The organism is Limnohabitans sp., from assembly GCF_030158565.1.
Lineage (GTDB): Bacteria > Pseudomonadota > Gammaproteobacteria > Burkholderiales > Burkholderiaceae_C > Limnohabitans_A.
In genome coordinates, this window is record NZ_JAOASQ010000010.1 from 53,101 (window position 1) to 73,242 (window position 20,142).

The following is a 20,142-nucleotide window of genomic DNA, read 5'->3' on the forward strand; positions in this document are numbered from 1 at the left end:
CACGTGTCTCAAGCCTTGGCGCAAGACGATGTTTTACAAGTCAGTGATGCCGCTGAGGAAGAGCTTCGCCAAAGCCAGGTGCCCGTGACTTTGCATGGGCAACGCCTGGACCGCGCGCTGGCCCAATTGGTGCCCGAGTTTTCCCGCAATTACCTGCAGCAACTGATCGAGCAGGGCGATGTCTTGGTGGACGGTCGCGTCACCACCAAGCCGTCGACAAAGGTGCGGCTGGGCCATGCGGTTCAAGTCACCTTGCGCGCCACACCCCAGTCGAAGGCCTTTGTGCCGGAGGCCATGCCCATTGATGTGGTGTACGAAGATGCCCATTTGCGTGTGATCCACAAGCCTGCGGGTTTGGTGGTGCATCCTGCACCCGGCAATTGGCAGGGAACGCTGCTCAACGGCTTGCTGGCCCTGGACCCCATGGCCGCAGATGTGCCGCGTGCCGGTATCGTTCACCGTTTGGACAAGGACACCAGTGGCCTGATGGTGGTGGCCCGCACCCGCCAGGCCATGGATGCTTTGGTGCAGCAAATTGCGGCCCGTGAGGTGCATCGCCAATACCTCGCTTTGGCCCACAAACCATGGACGGGGCCTTCACCACGCACCATTGAAGCGCCCATCGGGCGCGATCCGGCCAACCGCTTGCGCATGGCGGTGGTGGACTTGGCTTACCAGTCAGGCAAAACAGCGGCGACCACCATCGATGTGCTGGACCAGAATGAGCGCGTCTGTCTGGTCCAGTGCACCTTGCACACGGGGCGCACGCACCAGATCCGGGTGCACATGGCCCATCTGGGCCATCCCTTGGTGGCGGATGCCGTGTACGGCGGTGCCCCTTTGGCCGGCATGACCCGGCAGGCCCTGCATGCCTGGCATCTGGCATTCGAGCACCCGATCACGGGCCAGGCCATTGACCTGCGGATCGCATTGCCCGATGACATGGCCCGCGCCTTGGCCGATTTGGGCCTCAGTTACAATGCAATTTCACAGGGAGCATGAGCTGGCAGCGCCGGTTTGAGCGAATCCAGAGCCAGGCATGTTTGCCAAGGCTCTCAGAACGGGGTGGTCAAGACGACCACCATCTCTGCACTTTCGACGCCGTGAGGCGTCTTTTTCCCGAAAGATTGACACCATGAATACGGCGCAAGCCAAGCGTGTCCTGGAAACGGCCCTGCTCACGGCAGGCCAGCCTTTGTCATTGCGCGACATGCGCGTTTTATTTGACGATGCACTCGGGGCCGATACCCTGCGGCAATTGCTGCAAGAGCTTCAACTCGACTGGGCTCAACGAGGCCTGGATCTGGTGGCCGTGGCCAGTGGCTGGCGTTTCCAAAGCCGCCCGGAAATGCGCGAATACCTGGACCGTTTGCATCCCGAAAAGCCACCCAAGTACACACGTGCGGCGCTGGAAACCTTGGCGATCATTGCCTACCGTCAACCGGTCACGCGTGGTGACATGGAAGACATCCGCGGTGTGACGATCAACTCTCAGATCCTCAAGCAGCTCGAAGACCGTGGCTGGGTGGAGGTCATTGGTCACCGTGAAACCGTGGGCCGTCCCGGTTTGTATGCCACCACACGCCAGTTTCTGGACGATCTGGGGCTGGCATCGCTCGATCAGTTGCCCTTGTTGGCACAAACAGATTCCCCGGCATCTGCCTTGACGGGGTTGGTTGATGAGTTGCCGCTGCAGCCAACCTTGTCGCTTGAAGATGCCATCGAGGCCTTGCCTTCTGCGTTTGTCGCCCCGTCTTCTGAGTCTCAAGAGAGCTTGGCTTTTGAACCCATTTCTAATGCTTCTGCTGATCAAGCAGAGGCCTCCTTCGCCGTGCCTGACACGTTAATTTCACCTATTTCGCCCGGCGAAGAATCCCCTAATCCATGACAGATCACACCCAAGACGACGCCCGTCCTTCCAAACCTGCTGGCCAGCGCGCGCAGTCCCGCAAGCCGCGCTCCATGTTTGACCCCGAAAGGGCTTACAAGCCGATCGAGCTGTCGGACGTGGTATCCGGTCAATTCGACGAAGACGAGACGGCACCAGAAGAGGCGGTGGATCTGGGTAAACGTGTGCTGGCCCCTGAGGCGGACTCGCCCAAGCTGCACAAAGTGCTGGCGCAAGCCGGCCTGGGTTCGCGCCTGGAAATGGAAAAGCTGATCGCCGAAGGCCGCGTCGCGGTCAACAACGAGCCGGCCCATGTGGGTCAGCGCGTTCAGTACGGCGATCAGATCAAGGTCAACGGCAAGCCGCTGCGCATCCGGATCGATCCGCCGCCAGCCCGTGTGATCGCCTACCACAAGCCCGCTGGCGAGATCGTCAGCCATGACGACCCGCAAAACCGTCCTTCGGTGTTCCGCAAACTGCCACGCCTGATGAACGGCAAATGGCAGTCGGTGGGCCGTCTGGATTTGAACACCGAAGGTCTGTTGTTGTTCACCAGCTCCGGTGAGTTGGCCAACCAGTTGATGCACCCCCGCTTTGGCCTGGAGCGTGAGTACGCGGTCCGCGTGCTGGGCGCTTTGAGCAAAGACGAAAAACAAAAACTGCTCGACGGCGTGATGCTGGACGACGGCCCGGCCCAGTTTGGCTCGATCGAAGACGGCGGCGGTGAAGGCTCCAACTGCTGGTATCGGGTCACGATTTCCGAAGGTCGCAACCGCGAAGTCCGCCGCATGATGGAGTCGGTGGGCCACGCTGTCAGCCGGTTGATCCGTATCCGTTATGGCGCGATGGTTTTGCCGCATGGTTTGCGCCGCGGGGCCTGGCTGGAACTGGACGAGGCCGACATCCGTTCCTTGATGCGTGCGGCGGGTAGCGCCGAGCGTCCTCGCCCCGTCACCGAGCGGCCAGTCTCCCGTACCAATCGAAATGACCGACGCCCTCGCACGGGCGGCGGTGGTAAAGCTGGCACGGCCGTGCCTCGGGCCAAACCTGCAGCCCAATCGGGCATGGGCGGGGCAGCCGCCCAGCCTGAAGCGGTGAAGTCATCGCAAGGTTTCATTGGTGCAGAAAGTTTCAATCGGCTCAAGCGCAACCCGGTCGGCCCTGGCCGTGGAGGTCGCGGCGGTAGCGGTCGAAGCCGCTGAAAACCGGATTTCCTGTGTGCCCTTGTCCCAGAATGAGGGGGATTCGGGAGCTGCGCAGGTTAGAATAGTAGGCTTTGCTGAATGGCAAAAATGCTTTAAAAACACTCTGTTAGAGGAAATTACCATGGCTATCGAACGCACTCTCTCCATCATCAAGCCCGACGCAGTCGCCAAGAACGTCATCGGCCAGATCTACGCTCGTTTTGAAGCTGCTGGCCTGAAAGTGGTCGCTGCCAAGATGGCTCATCTGTCGCGCCGCGAAGCCGAGCAGTTCTACGCTGTGCACAGCGCACGTCCTTTCTTCAAGGACCTGGTGGACTTCATGATCTCTGGCCCCGTCATGATCCAGGCCTTGGAAGGCGAGAACGCCATTGCCAAGAACCGTGACCTGATGGGCGCAACCGATCCCAAGAAGGCCGACGCTGGCACCATCCGTGCTGACTTCGCTGACAGCATCGATGCCAACGCTGTGCACGGCTCTGACGCCCCTGAAACTGCTGCTGTGGAAGTTGCTTTCTTCTTCCCCGGCATGAACGTTTACGCACGCTGATTGCGTCGCGGCTCCAGCGCGACCCTATCCGTATGACGGCCAACCTTCTCGAATTTGACCTGGAAGGTCTGGCCGTTTTTTGTGACGGATTGGGCGAAAAGCGCTTTCGAGCCACCCAGCTGTTCCGCTGGATTCACCAGCGGGGCGCTTCTGATTTCGATCAGATGAGCGATTTGGCGAAATCTTTGCGCCAAAAGCTCAAATCTCACGCGCACGTTTCGGCGCTGCCCGTGATCAGTCAACACATTTCTGCCGACGGCACCATCAAATGGCTGTTCGACGTCGGCGATGGCAATGCCATTGAATCGGTGTTCATCCCAGAAGACGACCGGGGCACTTTGTGCGTTTCTTCCCAGGCCGGTTGCGCTGTGGGCTGCCGGTTTTGTTCCACCGGGCACCAGGGCTTCAGTCGCAATTTGACGACTGGTGAAATCCTGGCGCAGTTGTGGTTTGCCGAACATTTCCTGCGCAAGCATTTGGGCACCGATGACCGCGTCATTTCCAACGTGGTGATGATGGGCATGGGCGAGCCGCTGCAAAACTACTCTGCTCTGGTGCCCGCATTGCGCACCATGCTCGACGACCACGGTTATGGTTTGTCGCGCCGCCGCGTGACGGTGTCCACCTCGGGCGTTGTGCCCATGATCGAGCGGCTCTCGGCCGATTGTCCTGTTGCGTTGGCCGTGTCCTTGCACGCGCCGGGCGATGCGCTGCGCGACAACCTGGTGCCGCTCAACCGCAAATACCCACTGGATGAACTCATGCAAGCTTGCATCGCTTATTTGGCGCATGCACCACGTGACTTCATCACCTTTGAATATTGCATGCTCGATGGCGTCAATGACCAGCCCGAGCATGCCGAGCAATTGATTGATTTGGTGCAAAAACATGCCCGTCAGGGTTTGCGTTGCAAATTCAATTTGATCCCTTTCAATCCTTTTCCGGCCTCGGGTTTGCTGCGCTCACCCCATGCCCGCGTTCAGGCGTTTGCCAAGTCCTTGCAAGATGCGGGCTTGGTCACGACCGTGCGCAAAACCCGTGGTGACGACATTGACGCCGCTTGCGGTCAATTGGCCGGTGACGTGAAAGACCGCACGCAAGTGCAAAGCCGCATGGCACAGCAGCGCACCATCCCCTTGGTGCCTGTGAATTCTTTTAATTCCCAAGCTTGATGACTGATGACCGATAGCCTTTCCCCACCATCGGCCGAGTTGGCACAAACGCAAACCGTCACACCAAACCAGACGGCGGGTCAATTGATCTGTGCCGCACGCATGGCAAAGGGGATGCACACGGCTTTGTTATCGGTGACTTTGAAAGTTCCGGTTCGGCAGCTTGAGGCGCTGGAAGCCGATCAATACGATGCATTCAAAGGGCCGGTCTTCGTGCGGGCATTGGCGTCCAGTGTTTGTCGTCATTTGCAAATGGATCCAACGCCGGTGTTGGCCTTGTTGCCACCATCTGCGGATCGTTTGCCCTTGCACCGTCCCAGCTTGGAACCCCTGACATCCGAAAAATCGATGCGAGCAGGTCGCTTGGCCTTTTTTCGCAGCATTCCCATCCAAACGGTGAGCATCGCTGTCTTGATGTTGGCGTTGATTGCCGCTTTGTTGTGGATGCCATCTCCTTCGACCTGGTCATGGTGGCCGTCAGCGTCCAAAGAGGCCGTATCGGCGGATCAAGTGGTGCAGCTTTTGCCAGCACCTGAACCAGTGACGTCCGAGCCCGTGCCAGCTGTTCCAGCCGAGGCAATCGAGCCCATACCCGCTTTTCAGCCGCCTGCTGCCGCGCCAGCAGCTTCTGTTCCTCAAACGGTGATGGTCGCACCAGTCTCTGTGACTTCAGTGCTGCCTGCAAATGCGGCCTCAGCAGGCGCTTCGCTGGGTTTTTCAGCGACCAGCGATAGCTGGATCGAAATACGCAACAGCAGGAACCAAGTGTTGTGGAGTCGTGTGGTTCATGCAGGTGAGAGCTTTGACGTTCAATACCCGCTGCCTTTGAGTGTGGTGGTCGGTCGGGCCAGCGTGGTGCGCATGACCTACAAAGGCAAACCCTTTGATCTGTCACCCCACACCAAGGTGACCGTAGCCCGTTTCGAGGTGAAAGAATGAACTCAGCCATTGCCATTGCTGCACCTGCCAGCCGCACCAGTCGCCAGTCCCGCGTGGTCTGGGGTTCGCGGGTGGTCACTGTGGGCGGCGGCGCCCCCGTGCGCGTGCAGTCCATGACCAACACCGACACGGTCGACGTGATCGGCACGGCCATTCAGGTCAAGGAACTCGCTTTGGCAGGTTCCGAGATGGTGCGCATCACTGTGAACACGCCCGAAGCCGCCGAGGCTGTGCCGCACATCCGCGACCAACTCGACAAAATGGGCATTGACGTGCCCTTGATTGGCGACTTCCATTACAACGGCCACCGCCTGCTGACCGACTACCCGGCATGTGCCGAGGCCTTGTCCAAATACCGCATCAACCCCGGCAACGTGGGCAAAGGCGACAAGCGTGATGTGCAGTTCGGTCAGATGATCGAAGCGGCCATGCGTTTTGACAAAGCCATCCGCATCGGCGTGAACTGGGGCAGCCTGGACCAGGAATTGCTGGCCGAGTTGATGGACACCAACAGCCAGCGTGCCCAGCCTTGGGAAGCCCGGCAGGTCATGTACGAGGCCTTGATCACTTCGGCCATCACATCCGCTCAGCGCGCCGAGGCCATGGGCATGAACGGTGCCCAGATTGCCCTGTCGTGCAAGGTCTCGGGTGTGCAGGATTTGATTTCGGTTTACCGCGAATTGGGCCGCCGCTGCGACTATCCGCTGCACCTGGGCTTGACCGAAGCGGGCATGGGCACCAAGGGTACGGTGGCTTCGGCTGCGGCGCTGTCGGTGCTCTTGCAAGAGGGGATTGGCGACACCATCCGCGTGTCGCTGACGCCCCAGCCTGGCGAAGCGCGCACACAAGAGGTGGTGATCGCGTCTGAAATTTTGCAATCGTTGGGCTTGCGTATTTTTGTGCCCAGCGTCACCGCTTGCCCCGGCTGCGGCCGCACCACCAGCAGCACCTTTCAAGAGCTGGCCAAGCAAATCGACGACTTTTTGCGCGCCCAGATGCCCGTCTGGCGTGTGCGCTACCCGGGGGTGGAAAACCTCAAGGTGGCGGTGATGGGCTGCATCGTCAACGGCCCAGGCGAGAGCAAGCACGCTGACATCGGCATCAGTTTGCCGGGCACCGGCGAAGCGCCCGCCGCACCGGTCTTCATCGACGGTGAAAAGCGCCTGACCTTGCGCGGCGAGGGCATTGCGCAAGAGTTTCAGGTGCTGGTTGAAAACTACATTGAGAACCGTTTTGGTTCCGGATCTGCTGAGAAAAAATGAGCGAGTCGCTGAAAGAAAACACACCGCAAAAAGCTGAAAAAGCCGCCAAGCCCCAGAAGCTGGTGGGCGTCAAGGGCATGAACGACATCCTGCCGCCCGATTCGGCCCGTTGGGAATGGCTGGAGGGCCAGGTGCGCGAGCTGATGGCGCGCTATGCCTACCGCAATGTGCGCTTGCCCATCGTCGAACCCACGGCGCTGTTTGTGCGCGGCCTGGGTGAGGTGACCGACATCGTTGAAAAGGAGATGTACTCCTTTGAAGACCGTTTGAACGGCGAACAACTGACCCTGCGCCCCGAGGGCACGGCCGGTTTGGTGCGCTCGGTGGTCGAGCACAACCTGCTGTACGAAGGCGGCAAGCGCCTGTATTACATGGGCCCCATGTTCCGCCATGAGCGCCCACAGCGTGGCCGTTACCGACAGTTCCACCAGATCGGTGCCGAGGTGCTGGGTTTTGGTGGCCCCGAGGTCGATGCCGAGCTGATTTTGCTGGCCAACGACCTGTGGAAGGTGCTGGGCCTGAAAGACGTGCGTCTGGAACTCAACAGCCTGGGTCAACCGGCTGAGCGCCAGGCCCATCGCGCCGCGCTGATCGCTCACCTAGAAAAACACAGCGATGTGCTCGACGAAGAAGCCAAGCGCCGCCTGCACAGCAACCCGCTGCGCATTCTGGACACCAAGAACCCGGCCATGCAAAGCGTGGTCGAGGCCGCGCCCCGTTTGCTCGACTTTTTGGGTGAAGCGTCATTGGCGCACTTCAATGCGGTCAAGGCCATCCTGGACGCCAATGGCGTGGCCTACAGCATCAACCCGCGCTTGGTGCGGGGCATGGACTACTACAACCTCACGGTGTTCGAGTTCATCACCACCAGCCTGGGCTCGCAAGGCACCATCTGCGGTGGTGGCCGATACGATTACCTGATTGAGCAAGTGGGCGGCAAGCCGTCGCCTGCCGTGGGCTGGGCGCTGGGCGTCGAGCGCGTGCTCGAACTCATCAAGGAGCAGGGCGAGGCATTGCCTGATCTGGCCCCCGATGTGTACGCCATCGTCCCCGAAACCGCCACTTTGCCCGTGGCCATGCAAGTGCTGCAGGCTTTGCGCACGCAAGGCGTGTCGGCCCAAATGCATGCAGGCAGTGGCGAAGGCATGGGCAGCATGAAGTCGCAATTCAAAAAAGCCGATGGCAGCGGTGCCCGTTTTGCCCTGATTTTCGGGGGTGATGAATTGGCCAACGGACAGGTCACGGTCAAGTCTTTGCGCGATGGCCTCGGCGCTCAACGGACGGAGTCCCTGGCCCATGTCGCCGATTGGGCCCAGAGCCTACAATCCCCTCATTAATTTGCGCATTCACGCTCTACACCATGTCCAACGCACTCGATCTCGAAGAACAAGAACAACTTGACCAGCTCAAACACTTCTGGAAAACCTGGGGCAACCTGATTTCCTGGGTGCTGATTGCGGTCCTGGGCGGCTATGCCGCCTGGAATGGTTACCAGTATTGGCAGCGGACGCAGGCAGTCAAAGCTTCTGTCCTTTACGATGAGGTCGATCGCGCGGTGGCTTCAGGCGATTTGGCGCGCGTTGAGCGCAGCTTGGCAGACATGAAAGACAAGTTCGGTTCAACTCAGTTCGCACAACAAGCGGCTTTGTTGGCCGCAAAAACTTTGCAGTCGCAAGGCAAATCTGACGCTGCACGTGCAGCCTTGCTCTGGGTTGCTGAAACTGCCGCAGACGAAGCCTACCGCGATGTGGCACGTTTGCGCCTTGCAGGCATGCAATTGGATGTCAAGGGCTACGATGAAGCTTTGAAGCAATTGAGTTCATCGTTCACGCCTGCCATGGCAGGTCTGGCTGCGGACTTGCGCGGTGACGTCTTGCAAGCCAAGGGCCAGTCAGATCTGGCAGTTTCTGCCTACCAGCAAGCTTGGACTCAATTGGCGGATAGCCCCGATTACCGTCGCCTGGTCCAGGCCAAGCTCAACGCTTTGGGTGCAGACCCTCAATCCTCGGTGGAGCGCAAGAAGTGAAACGCATGACGCAACTGACTGGCTTTCGTTGGGCTTGCGTCTGCGGCCTTTGGGTCTTGCTGTCCGCCTGCTCGAGTGCCCCCAATAAACCGGATCCGGCGCCTTTGCCATCGGTCTCGGGCGAGTTCACTGTCAAAAAAGTGTGGTCTAACAACTTGGGCCCGATCACATCACCGCTGTTGCCATCGGTCCACGGCGGCCTTGTGGCGCTGGCATCGAGCCAGGGCTGGGTCGCAGTCATGGATGGCCTGACCGGTAAAGACATCTGGCGACTCAAATTATCTGAGGGCATCGTGGCCGGCGTTGGTGGTGATGGGCGTCGATTCGCGGTTGTCAATCAACGCAACGAAGTGGTCACCATGGAGGCTGGCAAAGTCCTGTGGCGCTACGCTTTGTCCGCAGTGTCATTGACTCCACCGCTGGTGGCTGGTGGACGAGTCTTTGTTCTGGGCGCGGACCGCACGGTCACCGCACTCGATGGCGCTTCTGGTCAAAAAATCTGGACACAACAGCGCGCTGGCGATCCTCTGGTGCTCAACCAAGCGGGCCTTTTGATCCCATTTGGTGACACCTTGTTGGTCGGTTGGGGCGGCCGTCTCGCATCGCTCAACCCCAACAACGGCAGCGTGCGTTGGGAAACCTTGTTGGCCACTTCACGTGGCACCAACGAAGTGGAGCGCCTGGTCGACTTGGTGGCCGGTGCTGACCGACAAGGCTCCACAGTTTGCGCACGGGCTTTTCAGTCTTCCGTGGCGTGTGTGGATGCCAGCCGCGGCAGCAACCTCTGGTCGCGCAGTGCGCAAGGCCATACCGGCTTGGCCGGTGATGACAAACTGATTTTTGGTGCCGAGTCGGACAGCAAAGTCCATGCTTGGCAGCGTCAAGGCGGACAAATTGCGTGGTCACAGGAAGGGCTTCGTTTCCGAGGCTTGACGGCGCCTTTGGTGCTGGGCCGTTCAGTGGTTTTGGGCGATGAGAATGGCTTGTTGCATTTCCTGTCGCGCCAAGACGGTAAGCCACTGCTGCGGGTGGTGACAGATGGCAGTGCCATCGTGGGTCGTCCCGTCGCGGTGGATCAAACTTTGGTGGTGGTGACACGCGCCGGGGGCGTTTTTGGATATCGCCCTGAATGATGGATCGGAAAATTTTTAAGTGAAACCCGTTTTGGCCCTGGTGGGCCGCCCCAATGTGGGCAAATCCACGCTGTTCAACCGACTCACCAAGAGCCGGGATGCCATCGTGGCCGATTTTGCTGGCTTGACCCGCGACCGTCACTATGGTCAGGGCAAGCAGGGCAAACATGAATACATCGTGATCGACACGGGCGGCTTCGAGCCCGACGCCGGCAGCGGCATTTACAAAGAAATGGCCAAGCAAACGCAGCAAGCGGTGGCCGAGGCCGATGTGGTGATTTTTGTGGTCGATGCACGTGGGGGCTTGTCCGCCCAGGACCACGACATTGCCAAATACCTGCGCCGCGTGGGCAAGCCTTGTCTGCTGGTGGCCAACAAGGCCGAGGGCATGCGCGAAGGCATCCAGATCACCGAGTTCTACGAACTGGGTTTGGGCGAAGTGCTGGCCATTTCGGCCGCGCACGGGCAGGGCATTCGCGGCTTGGTCGATCTGGCGCTGGAGCCTTTGAATCTGCCGGAAGACCCGGAAGAAACCGAAGAAGACAAGACCATCATCAAGCTGGCAGTGGCAGGGCGCCCCAACGTGGGCAAGTCCACACTGATCAACACCTGGCTGGGTGAAGAGCGTCTGGTGGCTTTCGACATGCCCGGCACCACACGCGATGCGATCAGCGTGCCGTTTGAGCGCGATGGTCAGAAATTCGAGTTGATCGACACCGCCGGTCTGCGCCGCAAAGGCAAGGTGTTCGAAGCCATCGAGAAGTTCTCGGTCGTCAAAACCTTGCAGGCGGTCGAGTCGGCCAATGTGGTTTTGCTCTTGCTCGATGCCGAGCAGGGCGTGACCGACCAGGATGCCCACATCGCGGGCTTTGCCCTGGAAAGCGGCCGCGCCATGGTGCTGGCGGTCAACAAATGGGATGCGGTGGACGAGTACCAGCGCCAGCTGGTGCAGCGCTCGATTGAAACGCGTTTGCCTTTCCTGAGCTTTGCCAACATGCACTTCATCTCGGCCAAAAAGCGCCAGGGCCTGGGGCCTGTGTGGACATCGATCATTAAGGCCCACAAGTCGGCCATGGTCAAGATGAGCACCCCAATCCTGACCCGTTTGCTGCTGGAAGCCGTCCAATTCCAAAGCCCTCAGCGCGGCGGCATGTTCCGTCCCAAAATGCGTTACGCGCACCAAGGGGGCATGAACCCGCCAGTGATCGTGATCCACGGCAACTCGCTGGAGCATGTCACCGAATCCTACAAGCGCTTTTTGGAAGGGCGTTTCCGCAAGGCCTTTGACTTGTCGGGTACCCCTTTGCGCATTGAAATGAAAACGGCCAACAACCCCTACGCCAACAAAGATGCCGCTTGATTTTTGTGGGTTTGGGGTTTTCCAAAAAGCCCCGACCGAGCCTGTGGTAAGGTCACATCTTTATAACTTCTGAACACGGAGAATATCGTGAGCAACAAAGGCCAACTTCTGCAAGACCCCTTCTTGAACGCACTGCGTCGCGAGCATGTGCCGGTCTCGATTTACCTGGTCAACGGCATCAAACTGCAAGGCCAGATCGAATCGTTTGACCAATATGTGGTTTTGTTGCGCAACACCGTGACCCAGATGGTTTACAAACACGCCATCTCGACCATTGTTCCCGGCCGTTCTGTGACCTTCAATACGCCCGGCGAAGGCGAAATCACCGCTTGATCTGCCCGGTTGGCCTGATTGGGCCACTGGCGCTTCCTGACATTGTCTGAAACCTCCTTCAAACAGCCCGCGCCGACCTTATTGGTCGGCGTTGACTTTGGGCTGCCGCATTTCGATGCGGAGTTGCAAGAGCTCGGGCTGTTGGCCGAGTCCGGTGGCTTGAAGCCGGTGGCACGCCTGACCTGCAAACGCAAAGCCCCCGATCCTGCCTTGTTTGTGGGCAGTGGCAAAGCCGATGAAATCAAGGAATTGGCCCTGATGCATGGCGCCAAAGAGGTGTTGTTTGACCAAGCTCTGAGCCCCGCACAGCAGCGCAATCTGGAGCGGCACATGGGCTTGCCGGTGAATGACCGGACCTTGTTGATTCTGGAAATCTTCGCGCAGCGCGCTCGCAGCCACGAAGGCAAGCTGCAAGTGGAGCTGGCCAAACTGCAATACCTGAGCACCCGGCTGGTGCGCCGTTGGTCGCACCTGGAGCGCCAAACTGGCGGTATCGGTTTGCGCGGCGGCCCGGGTGAAACCCAGATCGAGCTGGATCGCCGCATGATTGGCGAGGCCATCAAGCGCACCAAGGAGCGCTTGGTCAAGGTCAAGAAGCAGCGCAACACACAGCGCCGCCAGCGTGAGCGGCGCGACACCTTCAACATTTCCCTGGTCGGCTACACGAACGCGGGCAAGTCCACCTTGTTCAACGCTTTGGTCAAAGCGCGAGCCTATGCCGCCGATCAGTTGTTCGCCACGCTGGACACCACCACCCGCCAGTTGTACTTGGGGGAGGCCGGTCGATCGGTCTCTTTGTCCGATACCGTGGGTTTCATCCGTGATCTGCCGCACGGATTGGTGGAGGCCTTTCAGGCCACCTTGCAAGAAGCCACCGAAGCCGATTTGTTGCTCCATGTGGTCGATGCGGCCAACCCGGATTTTCCGGAACAGATGGCCGAGGTGCAAAAAGTGCTGGCCGAGATCGGTGCCGACACGGTGCCGCAATTGCTGGTGTTCAACAAGCTCGATGCGCTGAATGCCGAGCGCTACCCCTTGCAACTGCAAGACAGTTATGAACTCGATGGCCAGCCTGTGCCGCGCGTGTTCGTGAGCGCCAAATCGGGCAAAGGCCTGGATGTGTTGCGCACGGCTTTGTCTGGCATCGTCACAACGGCTTTGCCGCCTGCGGTGGTCGAGCCAGTAGATCCCCGTGACATGACCCGGGAATATCCGGGTGATCTGGCTTGAAAGCCTCCTGAATTCGGCACAATGCGGATTCGTCATTCTGACAAAGACACTTCACCATGAATTTTCAACTGCCAACCCTGCGATGGTCCTTGCTGCCTGCAAAGATCCGCGGCATGTTCAATTTGAATGACCCCCGATGGGGGCGCGACGACGACAACAAGTCGCCAAGCGACACGGGCTCAAAACCCAGCGGTGATACGCCACCACCGACGGGTCAAAAGCCTGATGGCTGGCCGCAAAATCCACCCGGCCGAGGCAACCCGCAAAGCAGCGGCCCACCTGATCTCGACGAATTGTGGCGTGATTTCAACCGCAAGCTGGGCCAGATGTTGGGTGGCAAGGGCGGCTCGCAAAGTCCTCAGGGCGGGGGCGGTGGTTCTGCCGGCGGGCCTGGTTTGCCTGGTTTTGTGAAAAACCTTGGTTTGGGGGTGATCGTTGCTGCAGCCTTGTTGGTTTGGCTTGGCACAGGCTTTTTCATCGTCCAGGAAGGTCAACAAGCGGTCATTACCCAGTTTGGCAAATACAAATCCACGGTGGGGGCCGGTTTCAACTGGCGCATGCCATATCCTTTGCAGCGCCACGAACTGGTCTATGTGTCTCAAATCCGATCGGTCGACATCGGCCGTGATACGGTGATCAAGGCCACGGGCTTGCGCGAGTCGGCCATGCTGACCGAAGACGAAAACATCGTTGAAATCAAGTTTGCAGTGCAGTACCGCTTGAACGATGCCCGGGCCTACTTGTTTGAAAGCAAAAACCCCACCGAGGCTGTGGTGCAGTCTGCTGAGACAGCCGTGCGTGAGGTGGTGGGCAAAATGAAAATGGACTCCGCCTTGGCTGAGGAGCGCGACCAAATTGCGCCCCGGGTGCGTGAAAAAATGCAATCCATCCTTGACCGCTACAAAGTGGGCATTGAAGTGGTCAGCATCAACTTGCAGCAAGGTGGCGTGCGCCCACCCGAGCAAGTTCAAGCGGCGTTTGACGATGTTCTCAAAGCAGGTCAGGAGCGCGAGCGCGCCAAGAACGAAGCACAGGCCTACGCCAACGACGTGATTCCCCGTGCAGTAGGTGCCGCATCTCGCCTGAAGGAAGAGGCCGATGCTTACCGCGAGAAGATCGTTGCGCAAGCCGAAGGCGATGCCCAGCGCTTCAAGTCGATCCTGCCGGAGTACCAAAAGGCACCGCAGGTCATGCGTGATCGCCTCTACACCGACACCATGCAGCAGATTTACAGCAGCGTGACCAAGGTGCTTGTGGACAGCAAACAAGGGTCAAACATGTTGTATTTGCCTCTGGACAAAATCATGCAACAAGTTGCTCAGACGCCTTCTGCTTCTGTCGATACGCCATTGCCCGCCACCACCGTGGTGCCGGCTGCCACCCCTGACAGCCGTTCACGTGATGCCATGCGCACACGCGAACGCGATCCACGATAAGGACACTTGACATGAACCGCATTGGATTTTGGATATCCAGCCTTTTCGTGGCGTTCGCGCTGCTCAGCTCGACCGTGTTTGTTGTCGATCAGCGCCAGTTTGGTGTGGTCTATGCCTTGGGTCAAATCAAGGAAGTGATCACCGAGCCCGGTCTGCACTTCAAGTTGCCGCCGCCCTTGCAAAACGTCAATTACATCGACAAGCGTTTGTTGACTCTTGACAGTCCTGACAATGAGCCCATGCTGACCGCAGAGAAGCAGCGTGTGGTGGTCGACTGGTATGTGCGTTGGCGCATCAGCGATCCACAAGCGTATATCCGCAACGTGGGTCTCGATGAAAAGTCGGGTGCCAACCAGCTCAACCGCGTGGTGCGCAATGCTTTCCAGGAAGAAATCAACAAACACACCGTCAAGGAATTGTTGTCTCTCAAGCGTGAAGCATTGATGGAGGATGTCAAGCGCGCCGTGCTGGAAGTCGTCAAGGGCAGCAAGCCCTGGGGCGTCGATGTGGTCGATGTGCGGATCACCCGTGCCGATTATGTGGACACCATCACCGAATCGGTTTACCGCCGCATGGAGGCTGAGCGCAAGCGCGTGGCCAACGAGCTGCGCTCCACCGGTGGTGCCGAGGGCGAAAAGATCCGCGCCGATGCCGACCGCCAACGCGAGGTGACGGTGGCCAATGCCTACCGTGAAGCGCAAAAAATCAAAGGGCAGGGCGATGCCCACGCCGCACGCATCTATGCCGAGTCTTTTGGAAAAGACCCGCAGTTTGCGCAGTTCTACCGCAGCCTGGAGTCTTACAAAACCACCTTCGCCAGCAAGTCTGATGTGATGGTGCTCGACCCGGCAAGCGCTGACTTTTTCAAGGCCATGCGCAGCTCGGCTGGTGCGGGCACTTCGCCCAGAAAGTAAGTCTTGAGTCAAACCCTCCTGCTGGCTTTGGGCCTGATGCTCATCCTGGAGGGCTTGATGCCCATGGTCTCGCCGCTGCGCTGGCGGCGCCTGTTTGAGCAGCTTTTGCAGCTGCAAGATGGCCAAATCCGTTTTTTCGGACTGTTCATGGTCTTCGCAGGCTTGTTGTTGCTTTGGTGGGTTTCCTGACGCCTTGGGCAGAAAACCGGCCTGCAAGCCGGTAAAATCCCTGTTTTAACCGTCCCCCTCCAATCCCATGTCTGCTTGGGTCCTCCCGGATCACATTGCCGATGTCTTGCCTTCCGAGGCTCGTCACATCGAAGAACTCCGTCGCGAACTGCTCGACACCGCCCGTGGCTATGGCTACGAGCTGGTCATGCCGCCGCTGCTGGAGCATTTGGAATCCCTGCTGACCGGCACGGGAGAAGCCCTCGACTTGCAAACCTTCAAGCTGGTGGACCAGCTCTCAGGTCGAACACTGGGCTTGCGCGCCGACACCACCCCACAGGTGGCCCGCATCGACGCCCATTTGCTTGGCCGCGCTGGTTTGACCCGTCTTTGCTATTGCGGCCCCGTCTTGCACACCCGTCCTGCGCGCCCGCACGCCACGCGTGAACCCCTGCAGCTGGGCGCCGAGATTTATGGCCATGCGGGCCCCGAAGCCGATCTGGAAATCTTGCAGTTGGCGCTGGATTGCCTGCGCGCTGCGCGCGTGAGCGATTTGCAAGTCGATTTGGCAGACGCCCGCATCGTGGGCAGTTTGCTGGAAGGCCAAACCATGTCCGAGGCCCTGCGCCACGACATCCATGCCGCCTTGGCCACGAAAGACGCCTCCAAGCTGGCCCGCCTGACGGCCGATTTCTCTGCCGCCAGCCGCGAAGGTTTGCTGGCCTTGGTCGGTTTGTATGGCGATGTGAGCGTGTTGGCCGAAGCGGCCCAGCGTTTGCCCGCCACCCCAGCCATCACCCAAGCCTTGGCGCAGCTGCGTTGGTTGGCCGAGCAGATCCCGGGCGTTGCCATCAGCTTTGATTTGGGCGACTCGCGTGGTTATGCCTATTACAGCGGCATGCGCTTTGCCATTTATGCCAAAGGCGCATCCGATGCCTTGGCCCGAGGTGGCCGTTACGACGGCGTGGGCGCCGTGTTCGGTCACCGCATCGAGCGCGACCGTCCGGCCGTGGGCTTCAGCCTCGATCTGAAAGAATTGGTGTCTGCCGTTGCGCCCCTGGCTTTGCGCGCCGCCATTCGTGCCCCTTGGGGCAACTCACCCGCTTTGCGTGAGGCCATTGCCGGTCTGCGCAGCCGTGGCGAGACCGTGGTGTGCGTCCTGCCGGGCCACGAAAGTGAAGTTGATGAATTCCATTGCGACCGCGAACTCGTTGAAGCGGCCGGGCAGTGGTTGGTACAGGCTCTTTGAGAAAGAACATTTCAAGCATGAACAAGACGCAAGGCCGTAACGTGGTCGTCGTGGGCACCCAGTGGGGTGACGAAGGCAAAGGCAAACTGGTCGATTGGCTGACCGAAACCGCGCAAGGTGTGGTCCGTTTTCAAGGCGGTCATAACGCAGGGCACACCTTGGTGATCAACGGCGTGAAAACCGCCTTGCACCTGATCCCCAGCGGCATCATGCGCGCAGGCGTCAAGTGCTACGTCGGCAACGGTGTGGTGTTGTCGGTGCCCAAGCTGCTCGAAGAAATCGCGGGTCTTGAGAAAGCCGGTGTCGAAGTGCGTTCGCGTCTGCGCGTGAGCGATGCTTGCCCATTGATCTTGCCTTACCACGTGGCCCTCGATGTGGCCCGTGAAGCGGCCAAGGAAAAAGCCGGTACCGCCAAGATCGGCACCACCGGTCGAGGCATTGGCCCTGCCTACGAAGACAAAGTTGCCCGCCGCGCCATCCGCGTGCAGGACTTGAAATACCCCGAGCGCTTTGCCACCAAGCTGCGCGAGAACCTGGCTTTGCACAACCATGTGTTGGTCAACTTCCTGGGCGCAGCGCCTGTGGACTTTGACGCCACCTACAACGAAGCGATGGCCTATGCCAAAGCGCTGCTGCCCATGGTGGCCGATGTTTCCCGCGAATTGAACGACGCCCACAAAGCTGGCGCCAATTTGTTGTTTGAAGGCGCGCAGGGCACCTTGCTCGACGTTGACCACGGCACTTACCCCTTTGTCACATCGAGCAACTGCGTGGCGGGCAACGCCGCTGCAGGCTCGGGCGTGGGCCCTGGCATGTTGCATTACATCCTCGGCATCACCAAAGCCTATTGCACACGCGTGGGTGGCGGCCCATTTCCGACGGAACTCGATTGGGAGACCGAAGGCACGCCGGGCTATCACATGGCCACAGTCGGCGCTGAAAAAGGCACCACCACAGGCCGCGCCCGCCGTTGCGGCTGGTTTGACGCCGCCTTGCTCAAGCGCAGCGCACAAGTCAACGGCCTCACAGGTCTGTGCATCACCAAGCTGGATGTGCTCGATGGCCTGAAAGAACTGCTGCTGTGCACTGGCTACGAACTGGACGGCGAAGTGATTGACATCCTGCCCATGGGCGCTGACGAGATCGCCCGTTGCAAGCCCATTTACGAAGTGATCCCCGGCTGGACAGAAACCACCGTGGGTGTGACCGACTTGAACAAGTTGCCCGCCAATGCCCGCCAATACCTGGCCCGCATTGCAGAAGTGACCGGCGTGCCCGTTCACATGGTGTCCACCAGCCCGGACCGTGACCACACGATCTTGTTGCACAACCCCTTCAGCGCTTAAGCGCTGCGGCCTGAATTTTCAAACCTTCACAGAACCTTTGACTGGAGTGACCCCATGTTGACCGAAGACGGCAAGCACCTGTACGTGAGCTACGACGAGTACCACAACCTCATCGAAAAGCTCGCCATCAAGATCCACCAATCCGGCTGGGAATTCGACACCATCTTGTGCCTGGCCCGAGGCGGCATGCGCCCCGGCGACATCTTGTCGCGCGTGTTCGACAAGCCTTTGGCCATCATGTCCACCAGCTCCTACCGCGCCGACGCAGGCACGGTGCAGGGCCACCTGGACATCGCCCGTTTCATCACCACCCCCAAGGGCGAGATCGCTGGCCGCGTGCTGCTGGTGGACGACCTGGCCGACACCGGCCACACCCTGCGCGCTGTGGTGGACCAGTTGAAAAACAACTACAAGCCCATCACCGAGCTGCGCTCTGCCGTGATCTGGACCAAAGGCGTGTCCACGTTCAAGCCCGACTACTCGATCGAAGACCTGCCGACCAACCCCTGGATTCACCAGCCTTTCGAGCCGTATGACAGCATGCGCCCCGAGAAACTGATTGAAAAGTGGAAAGTCTGAGTCCACGCTTTGGATGATCGCAACAGCCTCCTTCGGGAGGCTGTTTGCTTTAGGATCGGCCCATGAATGAAAAGCATGCAGCCCCCGATGTCACTGGCTTGATCCACCACCCTTATGTGCCGCCTGCCGGCTTTGCGGCGCCGCAGCCTGGCGTGTTCAAAGCCTCCACGGTTTACTTCCCCTCCGTGGCCGCGATGCGGCAATTTGAGTGGAAAGACAAATCGGCCTACACCTACGGCCTGCATGGCACACCCACCACCTACACGCTGGAAGAGCGTTTGTGTGCGCTGGAAGGGGGGGCGCAATGCCTGTTGGTGCCCAGCGGTTTGGCGGCCTTGGCCACCGTGGCACTTGCCTTGCTAAAAACAGGCGATGAAGTCCTGATGCCCGACAACGCTTACGGCCCCAACAAAGCCTTGGCCGAAGGCGAGTTGCGCCATTACGGCATCACGCACCAGTATTACGACCCGATGAACCCCGAAGACTTGTCGGCCCGCTTGAACGAGCGGACCCGGTTGGTTTGGTTGGAAGCGCCAGGCTCGGTCAGCATGGAGTTTCCGGATTTGCCCGAATTGGTGCGCCGCTGCAAGGCCAAAGGCGTGCTTTGTGCCCTCGACAACACCTGGGGCGCGGGTCTGGCGTTTCAGCCGTTTGACTTGCTGCGCGATGGCCAGCTGGGTGTGGACATCAGCGCCCATGCACTGACCAAATACCCCAGCGGCGGTGGCGATGTGCTCATGGGCAGCATCGTCACGCGCGATGCGGCGCTGCACCTGAAAATCAAGCTGTGCCACATGCGCTTGGGCTTGGGCGTGGGGGCCAACGATGCAGAAACGGTGCTGCGCTCCTTGCCCAGCATGGCATTGCGCTACGTCGCCCATGACCAGTCGGCGCGCGCCTTGGCCGCCTGGTGGCAAGATCAGCCGCAGTGCGCGCAAGTGCTGCATCCGGCCATGGCGGGTGCGCCGGGGCATGCCCATTGGCAGCGTCTGTGTGGTCAGGGCTCGGGCCTGGCGGCGGGCTTGTTCAGCGTGATGATCGATGCCCGTTACAGCCAGGCGCAGGTGGACGCGTTTTGCGATGGCCTGAAGCTGTTCAAGATCGGCTACAGCTGGGGCGGCCCGGTCAGCCTGGTCATGCCCTACGAGATCCAGCGCATGCGCCAACACCAGCCTGAACATTTGCAGCCCGGCACGTTGGTGCGTTTTTCTGTGGGCCTGGAAGCTGTTGGCGATTTGCGTGAAGACCTGCAGCGCTCGGCCGCAGCCCATTTGCCCGTGGCTTGAATCCACAGCCTTACCTGTTTGAAGGTAGGCGCTCGGTAGTTTCCTGAATGTTCAACAGGCGCGATCGAG

General features: G+C 59.6%; 20 protein-coding genes. All 20 read left to right on the forward strand.

Annotation, left to right across the window (positions count from 1 at the left end):
* Positions 1 to 3 precede the first annotated feature (3 nt).
* Positions 4 to 1,002, forward strand: a complete 999-nt coding sequence (locus Q1W40_RS01890) for an RluA family pseudouridine synthase (RefSeq protein WP_300708305.1) — start codon at positions 4 to 6, stop codon at positions 1,000 to 1,002.
* Between the two features lie 133 nt (positions 1,003 to 1,135).
* Positions 1,136 to 1,888 carry an SMC-Scp complex subunit ScpB gene (gene scpB, locus Q1W40_RS01895; RefSeq protein ID WP_300708307.1) on the forward strand — a complete coding sequence of 251 codons (753 nt, stop codon included), beginning with the start codon at positions 1,136 to 1,138 and terminating at the stop codon, positions 1,886 to 1,888.
* Entirely contained in the window at positions 1,885 to 3,090 is a 1,206-nt protein-coding gene (locus Q1W40_RS01900) for a pseudouridine synthase (RefSeq protein WP_300708309.1), read from the forward strand. Before scpB ends, Q1W40_RS01900 begins: the two co-directional genes overlap by 4 nt.
* Before the next feature lie 124 nt (positions 3,091 to 3,214).
* Positions 3,215 to 3,640, forward strand: coding sequence for a nucleoside-diphosphate kinase (ndk, locus tag Q1W40_RS01905; protein ID WP_108322715.1), 426 nt, complete (start codon positions 3,215 to 3,217; stop codon positions 3,638 to 3,640).
* Positions 3,641 to 3,672: 32 nt separating this feature from the next.
* The gene (gene rlmN, locus Q1W40_RS01910; protein ID WP_300708313.1) at positions 3,673 to 4,812 is read left to right on the forward strand and encodes a 23S rRNA (adenine(2503)-C(2))-methyltransferase RlmN; all 1,140 of its coding nucleotides are present in this window, start codon (positions 3,673 to 3,675) and stop codon (positions 4,810 to 4,812) included.
* A 39-nt stretch (positions 4,813 to 4,851) separates the two neighbouring features.
* Positions 4,852 to 5,751 (forward strand): helix-turn-helix domain-containing protein, encoded by a 900-nt coding sequence (locus Q1W40_RS01915; RefSeq protein ID WP_300708316.1) that lies wholly within the window; start codon positions 4,852 to 4,854, stop codon positions 5,749 to 5,751.
* Positions 5,748 to 7,013, forward strand: coding sequence for a flavodoxin-dependent (E)-4-hydroxy-3-methylbut-2-enyl-diphosphate synthase (gene ispG, locus Q1W40_RS01920; protein WP_300708318.1), 1,266 nt, complete (start codon positions 5,748 to 5,750; stop codon positions 7,011 to 7,013). The genes Q1W40_RS01915 and ispG overlap by 4 nt, the downstream gene beginning before the upstream one ends.
* On the forward strand, positions 7,010 to 8,350 hold the full coding sequence (hisS, locus tag Q1W40_RS01925; protein WP_300708320.1) for a histidine--tRNA ligase: 1,341 nt from the start codon (positions 7,010 to 7,012) through the stop codon (positions 8,348 to 8,350). Before ispG ends, hisS begins: the two co-directional genes overlap by 4 nt.
* Before the next feature lie 23 nt (positions 8,351 to 8,373).
* On the forward strand, positions 8,374 to 9,039 hold the full coding sequence (locus Q1W40_RS01930; RefSeq protein WP_300708322.1) for a tetratricopeptide repeat protein: 666 nt from the start codon (positions 8,374 to 8,376) through the stop codon (positions 9,037 to 9,039).
* 5 nt (positions 9,040 to 9,044) lie between these two features.
* Complete coding sequence (gene bamB / locus Q1W40_RS01935) at positions 9,045 to 10,172, forward strand: outer membrane protein assembly factor BamB (RefSeq protein ID WP_300708324.1); 1,128 nt, start codon at positions 9,045 to 9,047, stop codon at positions 10,170 to 10,172.
* 19 nt (positions 10,173 to 10,191) lie between these two features.
* Positions 10,192 to 11,532, forward strand: a complete 1,341-nt coding sequence (gene der / locus Q1W40_RS01940) for a ribosome biogenesis GTPase Der (protein ID WP_300708326.1) — start codon at positions 10,192 to 10,194, stop codon at positions 11,530 to 11,532.
* 69 nt (positions 11,533 to 11,601) lie between these two features.
* Positions 11,602 to 11,865: an RNA chaperone Hfq gene (gene hfq, locus Q1W40_RS01945; RefSeq protein WP_108322708.1), complete on the forward strand. Its 264-nt coding sequence runs from the start codon at positions 11,602 to 11,604 to the stop codon at positions 11,863 to 11,865.
* Between the two features lie 42 nt (positions 11,866 to 11,907).
* Positions 11,908 to 13,095, forward strand: coding sequence for a GTPase HflX (gene hflX / locus Q1W40_RS01950; protein ID WP_300708328.1), 1,188 nt, complete (start codon positions 11,908 to 11,910; stop codon positions 13,093 to 13,095).
* 56 nt (positions 13,096 to 13,151) lie between these two features.
* Entirely contained in the window at positions 13,152 to 14,531 is a 1,380-nt protein-coding gene (hflK, locus tag Q1W40_RS01955; RefSeq protein WP_300708330.1) for an FtsH protease activity modulator HflK, read from the forward strand.
* An 11-nt stretch (positions 14,532 to 14,542) separates the two neighbouring features.
* Positions 14,543 to 15,445, forward strand: a complete 903-nt coding sequence (gene hflC / locus Q1W40_RS01960) for a protease modulator HflC (protein WP_300708332.1) — start codon at positions 14,543 to 14,545, stop codon at positions 15,443 to 15,445.
* A gap of 3 nt (positions 15,446 to 15,448) precedes the next feature.
* Positions 15,449 to 15,634 carry a DUF2065 domain-containing protein gene (locus tag Q1W40_RS01965; protein WP_108322704.1) on the forward strand — a complete coding sequence of 62 codons (186 nt, stop codon included), beginning with the start codon at positions 15,449 to 15,451 and terminating at the stop codon, positions 15,632 to 15,634.
* A gap of 67 nt (positions 15,635 to 15,701) precedes the next feature.
* Positions 15,702 to 16,862 carry an ATP phosphoribosyltransferase regulatory subunit gene (locus Q1W40_RS01970; protein ID WP_300708335.1) on the forward strand — a complete coding sequence of 387 codons (1,161 nt, stop codon included), beginning with the start codon at positions 15,702 to 15,704 and terminating at the stop codon, positions 16,860 to 16,862.
* A gap of 17 nt (positions 16,863 to 16,879) precedes the next feature.
* Positions 16,880 to 18,208: an adenylosuccinate synthase gene (locus tag Q1W40_RS01975; RefSeq protein ID WP_108322702.1), complete on the forward strand. Its 1,329-nt coding sequence runs from the start codon at positions 16,880 to 16,882 to the stop codon at positions 18,206 to 18,208.
* 54 nt (positions 18,209 to 18,262) lie between these two features.
* Entirely contained in the window at positions 18,263 to 18,787 is a 525-nt protein-coding gene (locus Q1W40_RS01980; RefSeq protein WP_108322701.1) for a phosphoribosyltransferase, read from the forward strand.
* Positions 18,788 to 18,849: 62 nt separating this feature from the next.
* Entirely contained in the window at positions 18,850 to 20,073 is a 1,224-nt protein-coding gene (locus tag Q1W40_RS01985) for a PLP-dependent transferase (RefSeq protein WP_300708338.1), read from the forward strand.
* Positions 20,074 to 20,142 lie beyond the last annotated feature (69 nt).

Excerpts from the sequence above, each read along its gene's own strand:
- Q1W40_RS01970 (WP_300708335.1), top strand. The coding sequence starts at position 15,702 with ATGTCTGCTTGGGTCCTCCCGGATCACATTGCCGATGTCTTGCCTTCC.
- hflC (WP_300708332.1), top strand. The coding sequence starts at position 14,543 with ATGAACCGCATTGGATTTTGGATATCCAGCCTTTTCGTGGCGTTCGCG.
- Q1W40_RS01900 (WP_300708309.1), top strand. The coding sequence starts at position 1,885 with ATGACAGATCACACCCAAGACGACGCCCGTCCTTCCAAACCTGCTGGC.
- ndk (WP_108322715.1), top strand. The coding sequence starts at position 3,215 with ATGGCTATCGAACGCACTCTCTCCATCATCAAGCCCGACGCAGTCGCC.
- hisS (WP_300708320.1), top strand. The coding sequence starts at position 7,010 with ATGAGCGAGTCGCTGAAAGAAAACACACCGCAAAAAGCTGAAAAAGCC.
- rlmN (WP_300708313.1), top strand. The coding sequence starts at position 3,673 with ATGACGGCCAACCTTCTCGAATTTGACCTGGAAGGTCTGGCCGTTTTT.
- Q1W40_RS01980 (WP_108322701.1), top strand. The coding sequence starts at position 18,263 with ATGTTGACCGAAGACGGCAAGCACCTGTACGTGAGCTACGACGAGTAC.
- Q1W40_RS01975 (WP_108322702.1), top strand. The coding sequence starts at position 16,880 with ATGAACAAGACGCAAGGCCGTAACGTGGTCGTCGTGGGCACCCAGTGG.
- Q1W40_RS01985 (WP_300708338.1), top strand. The coding sequence starts at position 18,850 with ATGAATGAAAAGCATGCAGCCCCCGATGTCACTGGCTTGATCCACCAC.
- ispG (WP_300708318.1), top strand. The coding sequence starts at position 5,748 with ATGAACTCAGCCATTGCCATTGCTGCACCTGCCAGCCGCACCAGTCGC.
- scpB (WP_300708307.1), top strand. The coding sequence starts at position 1,136 with ATGAATACGGCGCAAGCCAAGCGTGTCCTGGAAACGGCCCTGCTCACG.
- Q1W40_RS01930 (WP_300708322.1), top strand. The coding sequence starts at position 8,374 with ATGTCCAACGCACTCGATCTCGAAGAACAAGAACAACTTGACCAGCTC.
- bamB (WP_300708324.1), top strand. The coding sequence starts at position 9,045 with ATGACGCAACTGACTGGCTTTCGTTGGGCTTGCGTCTGCGGCCTTTGG.
- hflK (WP_300708330.1), top strand. The coding sequence starts at position 13,152 with ATGAATTTTCAACTGCCAACCCTGCGATGGTCCTTGCTGCCTGCAAAG.